General features: G+C 59.0%; 15 protein-coding genes and 1 tRNA gene. 3 read left to right on the forward strand and 13 right to left on the reverse strand.

Features of this window, described 5'->3' with window-relative positions:
• Window positions 1-39: 39 nt before the first annotated feature.
• Both HMPREF2879_RS06010 and HMPREF2879_RS06015 read left to right on the forward strand, forming a co-directional pair.
• Entirely contained in the window at window positions 40-759 is a 720-nt protein-coding gene (locus tag HMPREF2879_RS06010) for a carbonic anhydrase (protein WP_070635026.1), read from the forward strand.
• A 224-nt stretch (window positions 760-983) separates the two neighbouring features.
• Window positions 984-2,390 (forward strand): class II fumarate hydratase, encoded by a 1,407-nt coding sequence (locus HMPREF2879_RS06015; RefSeq protein WP_070635027.1) that lies wholly within the window; start codon window positions 984-986, stop codon window positions 2,388-2,390.
• Between the two features lie 178 nt (window positions 2,391-2,568).
• On the opposite strand, the gene HMPREF2879_RS06020 is transcribed toward HMPREF2879_RS06015, so the two are convergent.
• The 7 genes from HMPREF2879_RS06020 to mca form a co-directional block, all read right to left on the reverse strand.
• Entirely contained in the window at window positions 2,569-4,320 is a 1,752-nt protein-coding gene (locus tag HMPREF2879_RS06020) for a pyruvate dehydrogenase (RefSeq protein ID WP_049350049.1), read from the reverse strand.
• Between the two features lie 183 nt (window positions 4,321-4,503).
• On the reverse strand, window positions 4,504-4,794 hold the full coding sequence (locus HMPREF2879_RS06025) for an NUDIX hydrolase (RefSeq protein WP_246822917.1): 291 nt from the start codon (window positions 4,792-4,794) through the stop codon (window positions 4,504-4,506).
• Between the two features lie 115 nt (window positions 4,795-4,909).
• Window positions 4,910-6,181, reverse strand: a complete 1,272-nt coding sequence (locus HMPREF2879_RS06030; RefSeq protein ID WP_246822918.1) for an MFS transporter — start codon at window positions 6,179-6,181, stop codon at window positions 4,910-4,912.
• Between the two features lie 417 nt (window positions 6,182-6,598).
• Window positions 6,599-7,105, reverse strand: coding sequence for an NUDIX hydrolase (locus HMPREF2879_RS06035; protein WP_070635029.1), 507 nt, complete (start codon window positions 7,103-7,105; stop codon window positions 6,599-6,601).
• A 126-nt stretch (window positions 7,106-7,231) separates the two neighbouring features.
• Complete coding sequence (locus HMPREF2879_RS06040) at window positions 7,232-7,759, reverse strand: prepilin peptidase (protein WP_070600600.1); 528 nt, start codon at window positions 7,757-7,759, stop codon at window positions 7,232-7,234.
• Between the two features lie 103 nt (window positions 7,760-7,862).
• Window positions 7,863-8,672, reverse strand: coding sequence for a polyprenyl diphosphate synthase (uppS, locus tag HMPREF2879_RS06045; protein WP_070635030.1), 810 nt, complete (start codon window positions 8,670-8,672; stop codon window positions 7,863-7,865).
• A gap of 280 nt (window positions 8,673-8,952) precedes the next feature.
• Window positions 8,953-9,924, reverse strand: coding sequence for a mycothiol conjugate amidase Mca (gene mca / locus HMPREF2879_RS06050; protein WP_070635031.1), 972 nt, complete (start codon window positions 9,922-9,924; stop codon window positions 8,953-8,955).
• A gap of 411 nt (window positions 9,925-10,335) precedes the next feature.
• Between mca and greA the strand changes: the two genes are divergently transcribed.
• Window positions 10,336-10,833 (forward strand): transcription elongation factor GreA, encoded by a 498-nt coding sequence (gene greA, locus HMPREF2879_RS06055; protein WP_049346797.1) that lies wholly within the window; start codon window positions 10,336-10,338, stop codon window positions 10,831-10,833.
• A 171-nt stretch (window positions 10,834-11,004) separates the two neighbouring features.
• Here greA and ilvA read toward each other — a convergent pair whose 3' ends face one another.
• From ilvA to HMPREF2879_RS06085, 6 genes are all read right to left on the reverse strand, one after another.
• Window positions 11,005-12,258, reverse strand: coding sequence for a threonine ammonia-lyase (gene ilvA, locus HMPREF2879_RS06060; RefSeq protein ID WP_049341524.1), 1,254 nt, complete (start codon window positions 12,256-12,258; stop codon window positions 11,005-11,007).
• Between the two features lie 233 nt (window positions 12,259-12,491).
• Window positions 12,492-13,766, reverse strand: a complete 1,275-nt coding sequence (locus tag HMPREF2879_RS06065; RefSeq protein ID WP_049358313.1) for an AI-2E family transporter — start codon at window positions 13,764-13,766, stop codon at window positions 12,492-12,494.
• A 173-nt stretch (window positions 13,767-13,939) separates the two neighbouring features.
• Window positions 13,940-14,929 carry a Bax inhibitor-1/YccA family protein gene (locus HMPREF2879_RS06070; protein WP_044150729.1) on the reverse strand — a complete coding sequence of 330 codons (990 nt, stop codon included), beginning with the start codon at window positions 14,927-14,929 and terminating at the stop codon, window positions 13,940-13,942.
• A gap of 197 nt (window positions 14,930-15,126) precedes the next feature.
• The gene (locus HMPREF2879_RS06075) at window positions 15,127-16,011 is read right to left on the reverse strand and encodes a Cof-type HAD-IIB family hydrolase (RefSeq protein ID WP_070635032.1); all 885 of its coding nucleotides are present in this window, start codon (window positions 16,009-16,011) and stop codon (window positions 15,127-15,129) included.
• Window positions 16,012-16,325: 314 nt separating this feature from the next.
• Window positions 16,326-16,399: transfer RNA gene (locus HMPREF2879_RS06080), tRNA-Leu, on the reverse strand.
• A gap of 260 nt (window positions 16,400-16,659) precedes the next feature.
• Window positions 16,660-18,045 (reverse strand): NAD(P)/FAD-dependent oxidoreductase, encoded by a 1,386-nt coding sequence (locus tag HMPREF2879_RS06085; protein WP_049352115.1) that lies wholly within the window; start codon window positions 18,043-18,045, stop codon window positions 16,660-16,662.
• Window positions 18,046-18,368 lie beyond the last annotated feature (323 nt).

Consider the following 18,368-nt stretch of genomic DNA (forward strand, 5'->3'; position numbering starts at 1 on the left):
GGCACGCGTTATCTGTATTTGTCCGCTAAGGAGCATCACATGGCTGGCATCAAACCGACTCCCGCAGAAGCATGGAAGCGTCTGAAGGACGGTAACCGCCGTTTTGTTGAGGGTAGCAATGAGCACCCCAACCAGGACACGATTCGCCGTACCGACCTGGCATCGGGTCAGTTCCCGTTCGCCTCGATTTTCGGTTGCGGTGACTCTCGCCTCGCGGCAGAGATTATTTTTGACCTGGGCCTGGGCGACGCGTTCGTGGTGCGTACCGCCGGCCACGTCTTGGAGAATGCCGCGCTCGGTTCGTTGGAGTACGCGGTTGATGAGTTTGAGACCCCCATTGTGATGGTTCTCGGTCACGACTCCTGCGGTGCTGTGACTGCGGCCAGCAAGTCCCTGGAGTCCGGCGAGATGCCGCACGGCTTCATCCGTAACCTGGTGCAGCACATCCTGCCTTCGGTGATGTCTCCGAAGCTGCCGGAGAACCCGGTCGTCAACGACATGGTGCGTGAGCACACCCGCCAGACCGCCATCCGAATTATTGAGCAGTCCCACATCATTTCGGATGCGGTGGTTGAGGGCAAGGTCGCCGTGATTGGTGTCTTCTACCATCTGAAGGAAGGTAAGGCGGAGCTGGTGTTCAGCTCGCAGGACCTGACCCTGCCGGAGGAGAAGAACGACGCGCAGAACCCGCCGACTCAGGCGCTTCCGGTGGTCGTGAAGACTCCCCCGCGCGTTGTGGTTGCGGAGAACCTGGACTAGGTTTCCTCTTCTCCGCTCATTACGAGCCTTAGCGCGAGAACCCACATGCTCGCACTTAACAACAGATTTTTCTATGGGATACCCCCGCCACGGTAGCATGTTCGCACATCTACCGGGGCGGGGTTTTTACGCGCCTTCTCACGCCTCAAAATTTATGAGCGTTTTTCCTCTTTTGACACCTTTTCGAGGCGACGTAAGCCACTTTGAACGCCTATCCTAGAGATATGGCTGAAAACATTGAATACCGCATTGAACATGACACCATGGGCGAAGTTCGCGTTCCGGCTGATGCACTCTACCGTGCACAGACCCAGCGCGCAGTCGAGAACTTCCCGATTTCGGGTCAGACCCTCGAATCCGCCCATATTCGTGCGCTTGCCCTCGTGAAGAAGGCAGCCGCGACCGCCAATGAGGAACTCAAGGTGCTCGACGCTGAGCGCGCCCAGGCTATCCGCGATGCAGCGGATCTGGTAGCAACCGGTAAGTACGACGCCCACTTCCCCATTGACGTCTTCCAGACCGGTTCCGGTACCTCCTCGAACATGAACGCGAACGAGGTTCTGGCAACCCTGGCAACCCGTTCCCTGGAGTCCAAGGGCATTGAGGTTCACCCCAACGACCACGTGAACGCTTCCCAGTCCTCCAACGACGTCTTCCCCACCTCCGTGCACGTTGCTGTGACCGAGGCTCTGGTGAAGGACCTGATTCCCGCTCTCGAGGTGCTCGCTGAGTCCCTGGAGCGCAAGTCTGCAGAGTTCAAGGACGTTGTGAAGTCGGGCCGTACCCACCTGATGGACGCAACCCCCATCACCCTGGGCCAGGAGTTCTCCGGCTACGCCGCAACCGTGCGTTACGGCATTGAGCGTGTGAACGCTTCCCTGCCCCGCGTGGCTGAGGTTCCCCTGGGCGGTACTGCCGTGGGTACCGGCATTAACACCCCGGACGGCTTCTCCGCTCGTGTGATTGAGCTGCTCGCTGAGGAGACCGGCCTGCCCCTGACCGAGGCTCGTAACCACTTCGAGGCTCAGGCTAACCGTGACGGCCTGATTGAGGTTTCCGGTCAGCTGCGCACCCTGGCATACGGCCTGATGAAGATCAGCAACGACATCCGCTGGATGGGTTCGGGCCCGAACACCGGCCTGGGCGAGCTGCACATCCCCGATCTGCAGCCCGGCTCCTCGATTATGCCCGGTAAGGTCAACCCCGTGATTTGTGAGGCTACCATCATGGTCGCCGCTCAGGTTATCGGTAACGACGCAACCATTGCTCTGTCTTCCACTAACGGCGCGTTTGAGCTGAACGTGGGTATCCCGGTGATGGCTGCTAACCTGCTGCAGTCGATTCGCCTGCTCGCTAACGTTTCTCGCGTTTCGGCGGAGAAGATGATTGACGGTCTGACCGCTAACGTTGACCGTTGCCGCTTCCTGGCTGAGGCTTCGCCGTCGACCGTGACCCCGCTGAACAAGCTGATTGGTTACGAGGCTGCTGCGAAGATTGCTAAGTACTCGGTGGCTCACAAGGTGACTGTCCGTGAGGCAGTTGTGGCTCTGGGCTATGTGGAGCGCGGCGAAGTGACTGAGGAGCAGCTGGATGCGGTTCTGGACGTCACCAAGATGCTGGGCAACTTCTAATCCAAATCGTCTGATCACACCGCATACAGAATCGGGTGTGGCGCTACTGTTCCCACGGTATCGTCACACCCGATTTCTTATGTTCGTCTTGCCTCCCACGTGCGCAAAGGTAGTAGATACGACGGAGGGGCCCGCCTTTCGACGGGCCCCTCCGGTAGCGTTAAGCATCCCTTACGGACTAGCTGAACTGCCTCCACGCGGACATGTTACGCAGGTTCGAGCGAGCCATTGCCACGGCCTCCGCTGCGCCGCGGTTCAGCGCAATCTTGGAGAGCGAGGTGGCGAAGCCAACGATCTGCTTGGCCTCGACCTCGGGCGGCATCGACAGAGCGTTGGGGTCGGTAATGATCTCGACCAGGGAGGGGCCGCGGTGAGCCAGGGCGTTGCGCAGCGCACCTTCCAGGTCTTCAGCCTTCTCAACACGCTGAGCTTGGAAACCAGCGGCGGTTGCGATGTCGGCGTAGTTGACGAGCGGCACATCCACGCCGAAGTCCTCGAAGCCCTGAACCAGCTGCTCAAGCTTCACCATGCCCAGGGTGGAGTTGTTGAACACCACGATGGTCAGCGGCAGATCGTACATGACCGCTGTCAGAATATCACCCAGCATCATGGACAGGCCACCGTCACCCGAGACCGAGATGACCTGGCGGTTAGGCTCGGCAATCTGGGCGCCCAGGGCCATAGGCATGGCGTTCGCCATGGAGCCGTGGAGGAAGGAACCCAGCAGACGGCGCTTGCCGTTGGGGGTGATGTAGCGGGCGGTCCACACGTTGCACATGCCGGTGTCCGCGGTGAAGATGGCGTCATCGGAGGCCAGCTCATCCAGCACGGATGCGGCGTACTCGGGGTGAATCTTGCCCTTGGTGGGGTTGTGGGTGTAGGCGCCGACGACCTTGGTCATGATCTTCTCGTTCTTCTTCAGGAGCTTCTCCAGGAACGAGCGGTCGCTCTTGCGCTGCACGAGGGGCAGAACGGCCTTCAGGGTTGCGGCAACGTCAGCCTCAATCAGCAGGTCGACGTTGGTACGGCGGCCCAACACCTCGCCGGCACGGTCAATCTGAACGGTCTGCACGTTGGGCAGGAACTGGTCGTAGGGGAAGTCGGTACCCAGCAGGAGCATCAGGTCGGAGTCCTTCATACCCTCTGCGGCCTCACCGTAGCCCAACAGACCGGTCATTCCCACATCGAAGGGGTTGTCGTACTGGATGTACTCCTTACCGCGCATCGTGTGGCCCACGGGAGCCGCGACACGGTCGGCCAGCTGAACGACTTCATCATGTGCACCGGCCACACCGGCACCAGCGAAAATCGAAATCTTCTTGGCCGCGTTGATGCGATCGGCCAGGTCGCGCACGGTGGTCTCATCGGGGACGATGGTGCCGGGGCGGTAGTCGCCCCATGCGGGCACGTGGTCAACGGCATCCTGGATGGCAATATCGCCGGGAATCGATACGACGGCCACACCGCGGCGGGCGATAGCGTGACGCATACCGGAGTTGATGATGCGCAGGGTCTGGTGGCCAGAGACTGCCATCTCGTTGTAGACCGAGCAATCCTCGAAGATGCGCTCGGGGTGGGTTTCCTGGAAGTATCCGCTACCAATCTGGCCGGAGGGGATGTGGGAAGCAATCGCCAGCACCGGAGCGTGGGAGCGGTTGGCATCGTAGAGACCGTTGATGAGGTGGGTGTTGCCCGGACCGCACGAGCCGGCGCACACGGCCAGCTTACCGGTCACCTGGGCCTCGGCGCTTGCGGCAAAGGCCGCGGCTTCCTCGTGGCGCACGTGAATCCAGTCGATACCGCCGTTCTTCGAGCCGCCGGAGGCGCGCACTGCGTCCACGATGGGGTTCAGGGAGTCGCCCACCACGCCGTAGATACGCGTGACACCGGCCTCGACGAGCTGTGCGACAATCTGTTCTGCCAAGTTCATAATTACCCTCTTTCGTTGGCGTTCCACGGGGTGCAACGGCCCGATGGGGGAACGCTGTGTATCCCCTCAGAATAGCACTCTTTCCTCGTCAAAGAAGGTCTTGTTTTTATAACACTTAGGGTGTATCAACTTGGCATAAAGTCGGGTCTCGTTCGCGCAGGGCGGAGGGCAACCCTCGCTTGGCTAGTCCTCTTCCGGCGGCACCGATTCCAACCCAAAACGGCAGTGACCGTCATAGTTCAGCGCCGCATCAATACGGTCCAGCATCCGCTCCGAAAGCAACGCACGCTCCGCCGGGTCAGACACATCCACCCAACGCACCTGCGAAGACTCCTCGTCGTTCACCTTCGCCTCACCAGAAACCCAGCGACACAAGAACGTATGATCCAAAAACTGGCAGCGGTCACCATTACCGAACTGCATCGGCGGGTCAGCCTTCACCTGCGCCAGCTCCAGCACCTCAATTGCCTGCACCTCGCTGAGGTTCGCGGCTTAACCATAGAGGGAGGGGCGACTCGCCATGACGGCGGGTCGCCCCTCCCTCTGTATGTGTTCTCTGCTCCGTCAATGAGTTGGTAGCGGGTTCTCGCTATTGTTCAACGATATTAAACACTTTGAACTGTTTATAGTGGACCAGCGTGTAGATGAGGCAGAGTACAGCCGGGATACTGACGACAAGCGCAGCGTTGAAGGAGCCGAGATGGTCAAGCATCAGTGCTACCGCGCCCATGGAGTACAGCGTTCCTAGCCCAAACACGGCACCGTCAAGGGAGCTGGCACGCCCCAGTAGCTCATTCGGTGTAATGCAGTCACGCAGATTGTCGGAGAAGATGAAAGCTGATGCCCATCCTACGTCCAGGATGAAGAGCAGGGCTCCGAGAACTACGGGGTTATTGCTGACGGTGACGAGCGGTATTCCGAGCAGGGATACGACGTTGGCGACCAGTAGCATTCCTCGCGTGTTCTCAAAAGAGAGGAAACGATCGATGATGAGTGCCGCGACGATACCGCCGATACCGCTGCAGGCCATAATCATGCCTACCACTGAGGCTTCAAAAGTGAGTTCCTCGTACAGACGGTAAATAATGATGAGTGAATATGATGCTGTAGCTGCCGCCAAGAAGAACGTGTAGACAAGGATAAGTCTCTGCGGGGCGCCGGAGAACATGTATTGGATGCCGTCGAACATCCGGTGAATAAACCCATGTTGTGCGGTTTCGCGTTGCTCAGTTTTAGTTTCCATCTCTACGGATGGCAACGTTGCGTATGAAATAGTTGCCGCCCCGAAAAGGAGCACCGGGACAATAAGACCGACCGTTGAGCCTGCAACAAGAACAATAAATCCTGCTGTAGGGGGCGCAATGATTGCGGATATTCCCTCGCAAATTTCACGACGTGCGTTATACGAAAGAAGGTTTTCTCGTCCGAGAAGCTGCGGAATATATCCTGCTTCTGAGGCAGCAGCCAGCTCAGAGAAGACACCACTCACAAATCCTAGTGCGGCGATGGCGAACCATGACAGCATATGCTGCTCAATCATCAACGCCAAGGTAAGGATGCTGAGGATGTTTACTGCCCCGGCAATCACAATCATAGGTTTTCGAGGCAGACTATCCGATAGGGTTGCTAGTGGATATGCCAAGGCGATATTGGGGATTTGCATGGCTACCGCCATTACGCCAGCCAGCCCAATTTCGCCTGTACTAGCGAGAATCGCAATGGGTAGGGCGAAGGAATATATTCCTGTACCCACCAGAGAGCCAATAAGGGCTACGTAGATTCTCCAGGGTATTTTATGTGTTGTCATGCTTTGCTCCTTCCAGGACGCATCAAAATAGCGACCAAGAATTGCGATGAACACAATGAGCCTAGTTCACAGAAAAATGGCATGCCTTAAAGATTTATAGGCAGAGTAAAAGGAAAGCGACTACGCTCACCAGAACATCACGTGAACGAATCTTTCTCGGGTTACTGACTAATACGGGGCCGTCACTCCCAATGTAACCCGTGTCATATATAAAGCATCTCATGTACACCACTCATAACTCGAAACACAGGCACAACTTAAGGTAAAAAAGACAAAAACAAAATAAAACCACGGCAGCCTTTAGGGTTCCAGTCCCCCACTCCCACAGAAAAACAGGAAGAACCACCCAATAACATGTAACAAACTGTCATAAAAATACTGGGAGGGGCGACTCGCCATGACGGCGGGTCGCCCCTCCTTCTGTATATGCACGCCTCAATCGGCGGCTTTTACTCAGCCCCAGCAGCCGGTCTAGTACTCTTCCGGCGGCACCGACTCCAAACCAAAACGGCAGTGACCGTCATAGTTCAGCGCCGCATCAATACGGTCCAGCATCCGCTCCGAAAGCAACGCACGCTCCGCCGGGTCAGACACATCCACCCAACGCACCTGCGAAGACTCCTCGTCGTTCACCTTCGCCTCACCAGAAACCCAGCGACACAAGAACGTATGATCCAAAAACTGGCAGCGGTCACCATTACCGAACTGCATCGGCGGGTCAGCCTTCACCTGCGCCAACTCCAGCACCTCAATCCGCACGTTCGCCTCCTCCTGCGCCTCACGCAGGCAGGTCAGTGCGGGGCTTTCCCCCGGGTCCACAATGCCTGTGATCGGGGTCCACGCCCCGTTATCGCTACGGCGCACCAGCAGCACCTTAGAATCCTGCTCACGGTACACCACAGCCGTCGCACCGGACAGCCACAGGTAATCCGAACCAATCCGCTCACGCAGCTTACGGATATAGGGAGGAGTAGGCATAACATCAACCTTTCAAACGCCCCGGCAAATCTACCGGGAATAGGTGCTAGAGAGCAGAGCGAACAGTCGCGAGCCGCACACAGAACAAGCCCGCCACTTAGCCGGACGGTCACCCTACTTCGGAATCTACCACAGAGAATACGCAGGAGCCGCCAACGCCACCAGCGCACCCAGAAGCATAAACGGACCGAAGGCAATGCGGGTGCTACCGCGCGCCTTCGTGAACAGCACCAGGGCCAAAGACACCAGACCACCGGCAAGGAACGTCACCAGCGACGCCCAGCCAAGATTCGCCCAGGACAGGTACCCGAGCACGCCGCCCAGAATGCCAGCAAGCTTCACATCCCCGCGGCCCAGCGCACCGAAAGACAGGATACGCAGAAGCCCGTAGCAGAGCCATAGCGCCAGACCGGCACCAATCACGCGCCAAATATCGGCGGGGCGACCGGCAAAAAGCAAAGACACCGGCAGAGCCGTATAGGTGGCAATAGCCAGAGGAATCAGGATGCGGTGGGGCAGACGGTGCTCGCGCACGTCAATACGCCACAGTCGCAGGGTGCACCACAAAAAATACAGCAGGTAGCTGCCGAGCACCAGAGCGGCAATAACGGAGGCGCCGCCTGCGCTGTAGAGGCGGGAAAGCTCAGCGAGCATAGAACGTCCATTCTGTAATGCTGGGGGCTGTACTACCGGAGGCTGCTAGCCGGGGAGACAAGAACCGAGAGGCCAACACCACCGGTGCTAGAGCGTATAAGTTCTAGGAGCCGAAACGGCGGGAACGGTTCGCGTAATCCCGCAGGGCACGCAGAAAATCAACGCGTGTGAAATCCGGCCACAGGGCGCGGCAGAAGTAAAACTCAGAATACGCGCTCTGCCAGGTCATGAAACCGGACAGGCGCTGCTCGCCCGAAGTGCGAATCAGCAGGTCCGGGTCGGGCATATCGGCGGTGTACAGGTGCGAAGAAATATCCTCCACGCTCAGCTGTTCGGCAAGCGATTCCAAGGATGCGCCCTCAGCGGCGGCCTCACGCAGAACCGAGCTGACCGCGTCCACAATCTCCTGGCGGCCGCCGTAGCCGACCGCAATGTTCACGCGAACACCGGGCAGGTGCGCAGTCTGCTCAATCGCCCAATCCAGGCGCTCGTGCAGCTGACGAGGAATCAGATCAATATTGCCGATGGCGCGCACCGGACCGCAGGCGGACTCCACCAGACGCACCAGGAACGCATCAATCACAGCGACCAGACCGGTCAGCTCCTTCTCGGGGCGTTTCAGGTTCTCAGTGGAGAGCATGTACAGGCTCACCTGCGGAATCGACAGCTCCGTACACCACGCCAGAAAATCAATAATTCGCTCCGCACCGGCGGCGTGGCCCTCACGGGTGCTCAAGCCGCGCTGAGCCGCCCAGCGGCGGTTACCGTCCACCAGCACTCCAATATGTGCCGGCAGGGATTCGGGGCTCAGCGAGCGCGCCAGAGCCTGCTCATAGACGGTAGGCTCAGTGACAGTGCCGGGGTTGCTGGCGTGGCCGTGCACAGTAATCACGGGCAGGGCGTTGGCGCTCATAGCTCATACCTCATTCGGCTGTCGTGGCAGATAATTCAGCGGGCTCATAACGAAAGAGTCCAAGCTCTTATTCTACGCCGCCGCGCCGTACCTTCGCGGCAATCGGCATCACGGTTGGGCTGAGAATCGGCTCAAAATTTGTGGCATCTGGTGGCGGCATCCGGGGTTGTGTACAGGGGCTACACGCATCGCGCACCTAATAATAGTTGATGCCCTTCACCTACGACTCATATCGTGGGTGAAGGGCATCATTGTAACGCGCGGGGCGATGCGCCCCAGCCTAGATAACGTAGTAGTCGCTCAGGCCCTCGTCCAGGCTAGATTCGGGCAGCTGAACCTCAGCGTGCGAGGCGGCCAGCGTGTAGTCCTCCCAGGGCCATATATCCTTCAGCTGTTCGCTGGGAACGGCGAAGAACACGCCGTTCGGGTCCACCTGCGAGGCATGCGCGCGCAGAGCCTGATCGCGTTGCTCAAAGTGATCGTGAACCAGGATGCGGGTCGTAGTCTCGTGGCGAGGTGCCTCCCCCGAGGAGGCGCGGTGTGCGAGGTTCTCAATCCAGCCGCTCAGCAGGCTCTCACCGTGCGTATCGAGCAGATGCTCGTGCAGGGCGAGGGTGCGTTCGGGGTTGAATGCGCGGTCGTAGTAGAGCTTCAGCGGGGTCCAGGGCTCGCCCTCACCCACGTACGCCTCGGGGTCGCCTGCCTTCTCGAATGCTTCCACGGCAACCTTGTGGGTCATGATGTGGTCGGGGTGCGGGTAACCACCATTCTCGTCATAGGTGATGATGATGTGCGGGCGGTACTCACGCACCAGACGCACGAGCGGCGCGGCGGCACGGTCCAGGGGCATGGTGCCAAAGCTACCGAAGGGCAGCGGCGGCATGGGGTCGCCCTCGGGCAGACCAGAGTCGAAGAAGCCAATCCAGCGGTGTTCAATACCCATAATCTCGCGGGCAGCCGCCATCTCAGCGCGGCGCAGACCCGGCAGGTCGCGGTGCGCACGCGGGCTCTTATCGATCTCCTCATTCAGGATGTCACCGCGCTCGCCGCCGGTCATCGTCGCCACCATGAAGCGGGCACCACGGGCAATATACGCCGAGGCGGTACCGGCGCCCTTGGAGGACTCGTCGTCCGGGTGCGCGTGCACCGCGAGGATGCGCAGACCGGTGTAGTCCTCCTCCAACGGTTTGAGGGAGTCCACGGGAGGGTGAGACGGCAGGTTTGCCTTCAGCTGTTCAATGGCTTCGCTCACGGTGGTCTCCTTTGTGTGATGCGCCAGGGGTGATGTGTCTGTGACTCGCAAATGCGAGCGCTACGCGGCAGAAATTTTACGGTTGTAGCTTCTCGTATGATACCCAAGGATAGCGCCGGTGCACTAGCGCAGATGACGCCGTGTGACGTCGTGAAACGTGCCGTCATATCAGCAGATTCACGGGCATGAAACAGGCTGATGCTGGCGGAGTGTTCAGCTACCGGCGTGCGTACCGACGAAGATGTGCTCAGAGGGGAAGATACGACCGGCATAACAGCCGAAAATCCTCCGGTGCTCTAGAATAGGTCTGTTGATTCATTCCGTTACCACCTCCTCGCCTTTTCTTTGGCACACGGTAGCGGGTTTATTCGTTTCGCACCGGCAACGCCGGCGCATAAGCAAAGGACACGCATGGCTGAAAACACCGGTGCCTGGCTCACTCAGGACGCCTTCGACCGCCTCACCCAGGAGCTGGAGTACCTCTCCGGCCCGTACCGCCAGGAAATTGTTGACCGCATCGCGCAGGCACGCGATGAGGGCGACCTCCGCGAGAACGGCGGCTACCACGCTGCACGTGACGAGCAGGCTAAGAACGAGGCACGCATCAAGCAGCTCAAGCACCTGCTGGAAACCGCGCACATCGGCGATACTCCCGCTGACGACGGCGTGGTAGAACACGGCATGGTCATCGAAGCTGAGGTTGCCGGCCGCACCCTGAAGTTCCTGCTCGGCTCCCGCGAAATTGAGGACACTCTGCCTGCAGGTAGCGACCTGAAGGTCTTCTCTGAGAAGTCCCCCCTCGGCGCAGCAATTATGGGCGCTAAGCAGGGTGACGAAGTCACCTACACCGCTCCGAACGGTAAGGAACTGAGCGCCAAGATTATCTCCGCAACCCCCTACCTGGGCTAAGAAGTTAGGGCTAAGAGACAGCGCTAGATTTAAAACAAACAGTGCGGGGTGCTGACTATAACGGTCAGCACCCCGCACTGTTTTTTGTCTGCCTGCTTGCGCCTATCTGGTTGCCTCCACCCTTCCGATTCGAGGCAACACTATAGTTCGTCGGCTAATAAATATATCGGCTTAGTAGACGATGATGGGCTTGAAACCCGCATCCTCCAGGGCAGAAATCACCTGGCGGCAATGCTCCACACCCTTGGTTTCCATGTCGATGGTAATCGACACATCGCCCATGGACAGCGAACCACCCACACGGGTGTGATCCACACCGGTCACGTTCGCATCATTCTCAGAAATAATGCGGGAAATGGTCGCCAGCTCACCCGGACGGTCAGACAGCATCATCTTCACGGTCATGTAGCGGCCAGCCGCAGACAGACCGCGCTGAATCACCTTCAGCATCAGCATCGGGTCAATATTGCCGCCGGAAAGCACGCACACGACGGTACCCAGGTCGCCGTACTCTTCCTTCAGCTTGCCGTTCATCAGCGCAGCCACGGGCACCGAACCGGCAGGCTCCACCACAAGCTTGTTACGTTCCATCAGGAAGATCAGGGCGCGAGCGATATCGTCTTCACTCACGGTCGCCACATCGTCTACCAGCTCCTTGATGATGGAGAAAGGCATCTGGCCGGGGCGACCCACCGCAATACCATCAGCAATGGTGGAAACCTTCTTTAGCGGCACCAGAGCATCCGCAGCCAGCGACAGCGGGTACGCCGCCGCGTGCTCCGCCTGAACACCAATAATCTTGATCTTCTTACCGAGCTTCTGCTCCTTCGCGCGGATAGCAGCGGACAGACCAGCCAGCAGACCGCCGCCGCCAACACCCACAATCACGGTGTCAACGTCCGGAACCTGCTCCAGGATTTCCAGACCGATGGTGCCCTGGCCGGCAATAATGTCTTCATTGTCGAAGGGGTGCACGAACACCGCGCCGGTCTCTTCGGCGTAGCGCTTCGCCTCCGCCAGAGCCTCATCCACGGTCAGGCCGTGCAGCTCAACCTCAGCGCCGTGATCGCGGGTTGCGGTAATCTTAGGCAGTGCCGCACCCAGCGGCATGTAAATGCGAGCCTTAATGCCCAGACGGTCAGCAGCCAGAGCCACACCCTGAGCGTGGTTACCTGCACTCGCCGCCACGACGCCGCGCTTCTTCTCCTCCTCGGAGAGCTTTGCCATGCGCACATACGCGCCGCGCACCTTGAACGAACCGGCGCGTTGCAGGTTCTCACACTTGAAGAACACCTCGGAACCCAGGCGCTGGCTCAGGGCACGCGAATGGGCGACCGGGGTGCGTTCAATAACGCCTTCGAGCAGCTCTGCGGCACGTTCAATATCGGTAATGGTCACGGGCAGGGAGTCGAGATCTACGCTCACGGGTTTTCCATTCTGACGGTGCGTTGTCCCGCGGGCGCGGGATGGTGATGTATTGCTCATCCCATTTTAGAGGATGGGTACAGCGAAGGGGGCTACCCGGTCGCAAGTAGCCCCCTGGCGAGACACCGCCGTAGACGGCATCGCGGCCGGCGGTATCGCCGGGACGAGTTAGCGGTGCGTTATCGAGGGTGGCGGGGTGCCCTACGCCAAAACCTCCCGCTCGATGCAGGCCCCTAGTCTTCGGAGGAGTCCGAAGCCTCGGAAGCCTGGTTCTCAGGCTCCTCAGCCTTCTGACGGCTCGGCACCCGGGAGGCCAGATTCTTGACGCTCTCCTGCCGTTCCTGGGCCTTCTCCTCAGCCTGCTCGCGGCGAGCCACCTCGTGCGGGAAGAGGAACTCCTCCTCACGAGGTGCTTCCTTCTCCCAGTCACGGTTCGCCAGGTAACGCACCACCGCGTTGACCACAGCCAGAGTCGGCACAGCGAACAGAGCACCCACCGCACCAAAAATCATGGATCCACCAGCCACCGAGAAAATAACCGCCAGCGGGTGCAGGGAGACAGCCTTACCCATAATGAGCGGCTGCAGAATGTGGGATTCGAGCTGCTGAACCAGCAGAACAATACCGAGCATAATCAGCGCCTGCACCGGGCCCAGAGCAACCAGCGCCAGCAGCACAGCCACAGCACCGGAAATGAGAGCACCAATCACCGGAACGAAGGAGCCGAGGAAGACCAGCACACCCAGCGGGATAGCCAGCGGCACGCCCAGAATTGCGGCACCAATGCCAATGCCGATAGCGTCAATAGCCGCCACCAGAATCTGAACGCGCACGTACGCGCCCAGGGACTTCCAACCCGCACGACCCGCACCGTTGACGGCGGCACGCGCATCCTTCGGGAAGAGGCGGGTGACGAACAGCCAGATACGCTCGCCCTCCATCAGGAAGAAGACCAGGGTAAACAGGGTCAACAGGGTGCCGGTTGCAACCTCAGCCGCAGTCGAACCCACCCGAGACACACCGTGCAGCACGGAGCTGGGGTTATTGGTTGCAGCACTCTCCATCTGTTCCAGCAGCTGGTTCAGCTGGTCTGCACCGAACTCGTAACCGAGGTCCTTCAGCCAACCAATCAGCTGCTGGTAGCCCTGCATCGCCTTATCCGCCATGGACACAAAACCGCGCAGAATCTGCTGACCGGTCAGCGAAATAATACCGGCGAGCACCAGAATCATACCGATTTCGGCAATAGCCGCCGCGCCACCGGCACGAACGCCCTTCTTACGCAGAAGCATCACGGCGGGGCTCAGCAGAGCCGCCAGCAGCAGAGCCACCAGAAGAGAAATAACCAGCAGGGAGACGTGCCCCAGGCCCTTCCAAAGGATCCAACCGGCACCGGCAATCATAATGATGCGCCACGCCCAAGCACCAGCAACTTCCATAGCAAAAGGCACCCGGTAGCCGCGCTTCTCCTCGGCTACATGTTCTTCTGCAATAGGTGTAATTTTCACGGTGTCTCCAAATCGTTATCGGTGTCGCGCCCGCGCGGGGCAGCTTCGGCTGCCCCAGCGGAAGGCGGTATGTGGTGATGTTGTTGCGCCCCTCCCCTGCGCCTCGATACATCGGGGAAGTAAAGCGGCAAAGGCGGCGGCACCATCACGGTACCGCCGCCTCATAACGAGCTTTAGTCGTTGCTAAAGATGCTTGCCAGGTACATGAGAACACGCAGGATCTCAACGTACAGCCAGACCAGAGAAGCGGTCAGGCCGAATGCAAGACGCCAGGACTCACGCTCGGGCAGGCCAGCCTCCACAGCCTCGGAGGTGGTGGTGAAGTCCAGCAGCAGCGAGTAGGTTGCCAGCGCAACAGCGAACAGACCAACCACCAGGCCCAGCGGAATACCACCAATAGAGAAGCTGTTCAGCGAGGAACCGAAGATACCCGCGGTCAGCATGGACACCAGGCCGTAACCCAGGTAGCTGAGCGCACCAATCATGAAAATCTTATTCAGCTTGGGGGTGGTGCGAATCTTGCCGTTGGCGAAGAGAGCCAGGGTCACACCCGCAACCACGAGGGTTGCCAGAACCGCCTGAACTGCCACGCCGGGGTAGCGCATATCCACAACAGCGGACAGACCACCGAGTAGCAGACCTTCCATGAGCGCGTAGGTCATGACCAGAATCGGGGAAACCTTCTTCTTGAAGGAGTTCACCAGACCCAGGACCAGACCGCCAACCATGCCCAGGAGCAGCAGCACCGGTGCATTCCATGCAACAGCGGCACCGACAGCGACCAGGCCCAGGTTGATACCGGTCTTAACCAAGACATCGTTCATGGTCAGGCGCTCACCGGCGGGGATGGGCTCCGAGTAGGTGGGGGCTGCTACGCCGTAGTCAGCCTCACCGTACGGCTGGCCGTACTGTGCCTGCTGACCGTACTGGGGCTGACCATACTGCTGGCCATAGGGCTGCTGGCCGTAGGTGTTCTGGCCGTAGCCCTGCTGATCATACTGCTGACCGTACTGGCCATAGGTCTGCTGCTGACCGTACTGTGCCTGCTGACCGTACTGCGCCTGCTGGCTGGTCTGCTGCGGCTGCGCACCAAAACGACCGAAACGAGAGTCACCCTGAGTGACATTCTTCGTCATTGAATTCAGAAGCGGGTTTCCCGCCATCTTTCTCTCCTTAAACGGGTACAAAACTAATTCTGTTAATTATATCGGATAGATTCTGTGCTCACGGGCGCTGTTCGTTACCAGCATGGGCTTCTAGCGACCTTGCCAGAATATTTCAGGGCGGTGTTTACCTGAGGTTCACCCAGGCCCGCGCCGCCCCGCATGCAAAGGCTTCTGCGCGTCTCTTTGTGAAGCGTCTAGTGCGAAGCTTCCAAACGGTCCAGGAGCTGTTCCAGATACTCCAGAACTGCCTGTTCCTCGTTCGAGCCAATCACCTCATCAGCAGCATTTCGCACAACCTCCGGGGCATTAGACATGGCAACACCCCAGCCCGCGTAGCGGAGCATTTCCATGTCGTTCTCACCGTCACCGAAGGCAAGAATGCCCGCCGGATCAGCATCCAGACGCTCGCACAGGTCCTCCAGACCGGTCGCCTTATTGACACCGGTACGCACCAGATCAATGGCACCGAAGCCGCTAACCATCGGAGTGACGGTCTGCGGAAGAACCTCACGCAGGTAAACGCTCAACTGCTGCGTCTGCTTAGGCGGAGTCAACAGCGGGAACTTAATGGGTGCGCCCTCAAAATCCTCAACAGAGTCAACCATGACCGAGCCGGGGAAGAAGAACGCCGCAAAGTCCTCCAACGTGAGGGTTTCGGGAAGCTCCTGACCGGTGTCTTCAAAATAGCCGCGAATCATGTGCACAATCTGGTCGCAACGGTCCTTGGGCAGGTAGATACCTTCGGTGGTGCAAACCAGCAGACCGATCCGGTCCAATCCCTGCACTACCTCAATAATGCGCGGCACATCTTCGTCCAGAAAGGGATGCACGGCAAGCTTGCCACTCTCATCGGCAAGATACGCACCGTTTTCAGCGATATAGATGAGACCCTGGTTCTCGAAGCCGCGCATATAGTCCCGCAGCTTGGCGTAGGTGTTTCCGCTCGCCACAACAAAGTGGATGCCCTGCGCCTGCAGGCGGGATAGGATGCGCGAGAAACGTTCGGTGTCGAACGTTTTGGAGTCGGTGAGGAAGGTGCCATCCATATCGACGGCAATGATGGAGGGCTTAGTCTGCATGCTGTGCCTTTCTGACTCTACTACCCCATTCAGGCGGAGGTGCGTCTGTGGCTGTGTCTCTATATAGGGTCTCATGTTTTTGGGCTCCAGAAGACGGTATGCGGGCGTTTTTGAGAGTGGAGCCCACGGGTACCATCGCTTCCTTCGAGCAGGTGGGCATCCCCATGGCAACCGAACTGGTCGGGGGCATCGTCTTTTCCCCCCCCCCCAAAAAAACCCAGACATGTAAACCTTCAAACACGCGAGCGGCGACTCCTCCCCTACGGGAAGAGCCGCCGCCTATCTATACCGCGCATCTACGCGTGTCTATGCAGTGCCCCCACTGGGACTCGAACCCAGAACACAAGGATTTTAAGTCCTCTGTCTCTGCCAATTGGACTATGAGGGCGTATCCCGAACAGTCCGGGACACAAATATTTATTATTCCACGAAAACGCACCCGAATCTAAGCAGAGACACATTTCAAACAGTTCCCCGCACCCCACCGCAGCAAGCATCACGCAAAAGCGCTGGTGGGGAGCTAAGCTAGACAGCTCGCAAGCATCCAGGCGCAAAATAGGCGGTGCGGAAGACCAAAGTCTTCCGCACCGCCCATTGCTTTTATCTCAAATGCGCTATCCCAGGGGCGTACCCCTAAGTCAGGCTATTTTAGAGCTTTGCCTTCTGGCGTGCCGGTGCAGTACCGGTTGCTTCCTGGAATGCCAGGCGCGGGGAACGCTGGTGGCGAATCGAGGAGGTGTCGCGACCGAAGATCTGGTTCAGAGCCCAGGTGGTCATAACGCGAACGGTACGCTCGGTGGTGGGGATTGCAGAGCCGTGGTAGCCGCGGTGCATGATCCATGCCAGCGGGCCGCCAATGGTCTTGCCCTTGAAGTTTGCAACGCCCTTCCACAGGCCCAGACCTGCCACAACACCAATGGTCTCGTGGTAGTAGTCGGTCAGGGGCTCGCCGCGGCGAGCAGCCAGCAGGTTCTTAGCCAGAACAACAGCCTGGCGGGAAGCGTGCTGAGCGTTGGGAACGCAGAAGCCGCCCACGCCGCCACCGGAGAGATCCGGAACAGCTGCGTTGTCGCCTGCAGCCCAAGCACCCTCAACCACGCCGTCGTCGCCGGTGACGCGCAGGTCTGCGCTCACGCGAACGCGGCCACGCTCGTCAATCGGGAAGTCGGTGTTCTTCAGCATCGGGGATGCTGCCACGCCTGCGGTCCAGATCAGGGTGTCGGTCTTGATCTCGCCTGCGGGGGACTTGTCAGCCATGTTAATCAGCTGCAGGTTACCGTCGGTTGCGTCGGAGAGGGAGGTGTTCAGCAGGATTTCGATGCCGCGCGCACGCAGCTCTGCAACGACCTTCTCTGCACGGTCTGCGGGAACCTCGGGCATGATGCGCGGTGCAGCCTCAATCATGACGAAGTGCAGGTCAGAAACGGAAAGACGCTCGTTGCGCTCAACAGCAACGCGTGCCATGTCTTCGAGCTCGGAGATGGTCTCAACGCCAGCGAAGCCACCACCAACTACGACGAAGGTCAGGGCACGACGACGTGCTTCAGGGTCGGACAGCATGGATGCGACCTCGATGCGGTCCAGAACCCAGTTACGAACAGAAACTGCCTCTTCAATGGTTTTCAGACCGATAGCAACCTCTGCCAGACCCGGAATCGGGAATGCACGGGTCACAGCGCCTGCGCCGAGGACGATCTCGTCGTACTTCAGCTCGAAGGGCTCACCGTTATCGGTGGGCTCCACTACAGCGGTGCGGTTTGCGTGGTCGATGGAGAGAACGCGGCCGGGGATCAGCTCGGTGTCGCGCAGGTGCTGGCGCAGCGGCACAGTTGCGTTACGGCCTTCCATGGAACCTGCTGCAACCTCGGGGAGGAAGGGCTGGTAAGTCATGTAGGGGTTCGGCTCAACGATGGTGACAACGCCACCGGTCTCCTTGATAGCCTTCTGGATCTTCTTAGCAACGGTGAAGCCGACGTAGCCGCCACCGACGATCAGGACGCGAGGACGGTCCTGTGCCACCTTAGTGAATGCCATTTTGTTACTTCCTAGTCTTTAGGTACCGAGGTTCGGTAGCCCCGGTAGGGTGGTATGTGCAACTTTCGGGTCGTTCCGAAAGCTCCCCTGACGAACAAAGCGGCCCGCTCTGGAAGTCCTTGCGCAACGCGAAGTGGCTAGCAGCACGAGCCTGTCTATCACATACCTGTTATCTTCTATTTTACGCCTTTGTTTAGGTAATTTCGCACTTATGCCGTCTCAGGGCGCACCCTAAGTTAAAAGTTTTGCGCATCTGAACGGGGTTCACCCCTTAATGGTGGTTACGGTCAAAAACACCCTTTCTGATTTTTACGCGGCGTGTT

The sequence above is a fragment of the Rothia sp. HMSC069C04 genome (assembly GCF_001812895.1).
In the GTDB taxonomy this organism is placed as follows: Bacteria; Actinomycetota; Actinomycetes; order Actinomycetales; family Micrococcaceae; genus Rothia.

Bases quoted from the DNA above. Each gene is read 5' to 3' on its own strand.
- HMPREF2879_RS06010 (WP_070635026.1), top strand. From the start codon at position 40: ATGGCTGGCATCAAACCGACTCCCGCAGAAGCATGGAAGCGTCTGAAG.
- HMPREF2879_RS06015 (WP_070635027.1), top strand. From the start codon at position 984: ATGGCTGAAAACATTGAATACCGCATTGAACATGACACCATGGGCGAA.
- HMPREF2879_RS06020 (WP_049350049.1), bottom strand. From the start codon at position 4,320: ATGAACTTGGCAGAACAGATTGTCGCACAGCTCGTCGAGGCCGGTGTC.
- HMPREF2879_RS06035 (WP_070635029.1), bottom strand. From the start codon at position 7,105: ATGCCTACTCCTCCCTATATCCGTAAGCTGCGTGAGCGGATTGGTTCG.
- HMPREF2879_RS06040 (WP_070600600.1), bottom strand. From the start codon at position 7,759: ATGCTCGCTGAGCTTTCCCGCCTCTACAGCGCAGGCGGCGCCTCCGTT.
- uppS (WP_070635030.1), bottom strand. From the start codon at position 8,672: ATGAGCGCCAACGCCCTGCCCGTGATTACTGTGCACGGCCACGCCAGC.
- greA (WP_049346797.1), top strand. From the start codon at position 10,336: ATGGCTGAAAACACCGGTGCCTGGCTCACTCAGGACGCCTTCGACCGC.
- HMPREF2879_RS06070 (WP_044150729.1), bottom strand. From the start codon at position 14,929: ATGGCGGGAAACCCGCTTCTGAATTCAATGACGAAGAATGTCACTCAG.
- HMPREF2879_RS06075 (WP_070635032.1), bottom strand. From the start codon at position 16,011: ATGCAGACTAAGCCCTCCATCATTGCCGTCGATATGGATGGCACCTTC.
- HMPREF2879_RS06085 (WP_049352115.1), bottom strand. From the start codon at position 18,045: ATGGCATTCACTAAGGTGGCACAGGACCGTCCTCGCGTCCTGATCGTC.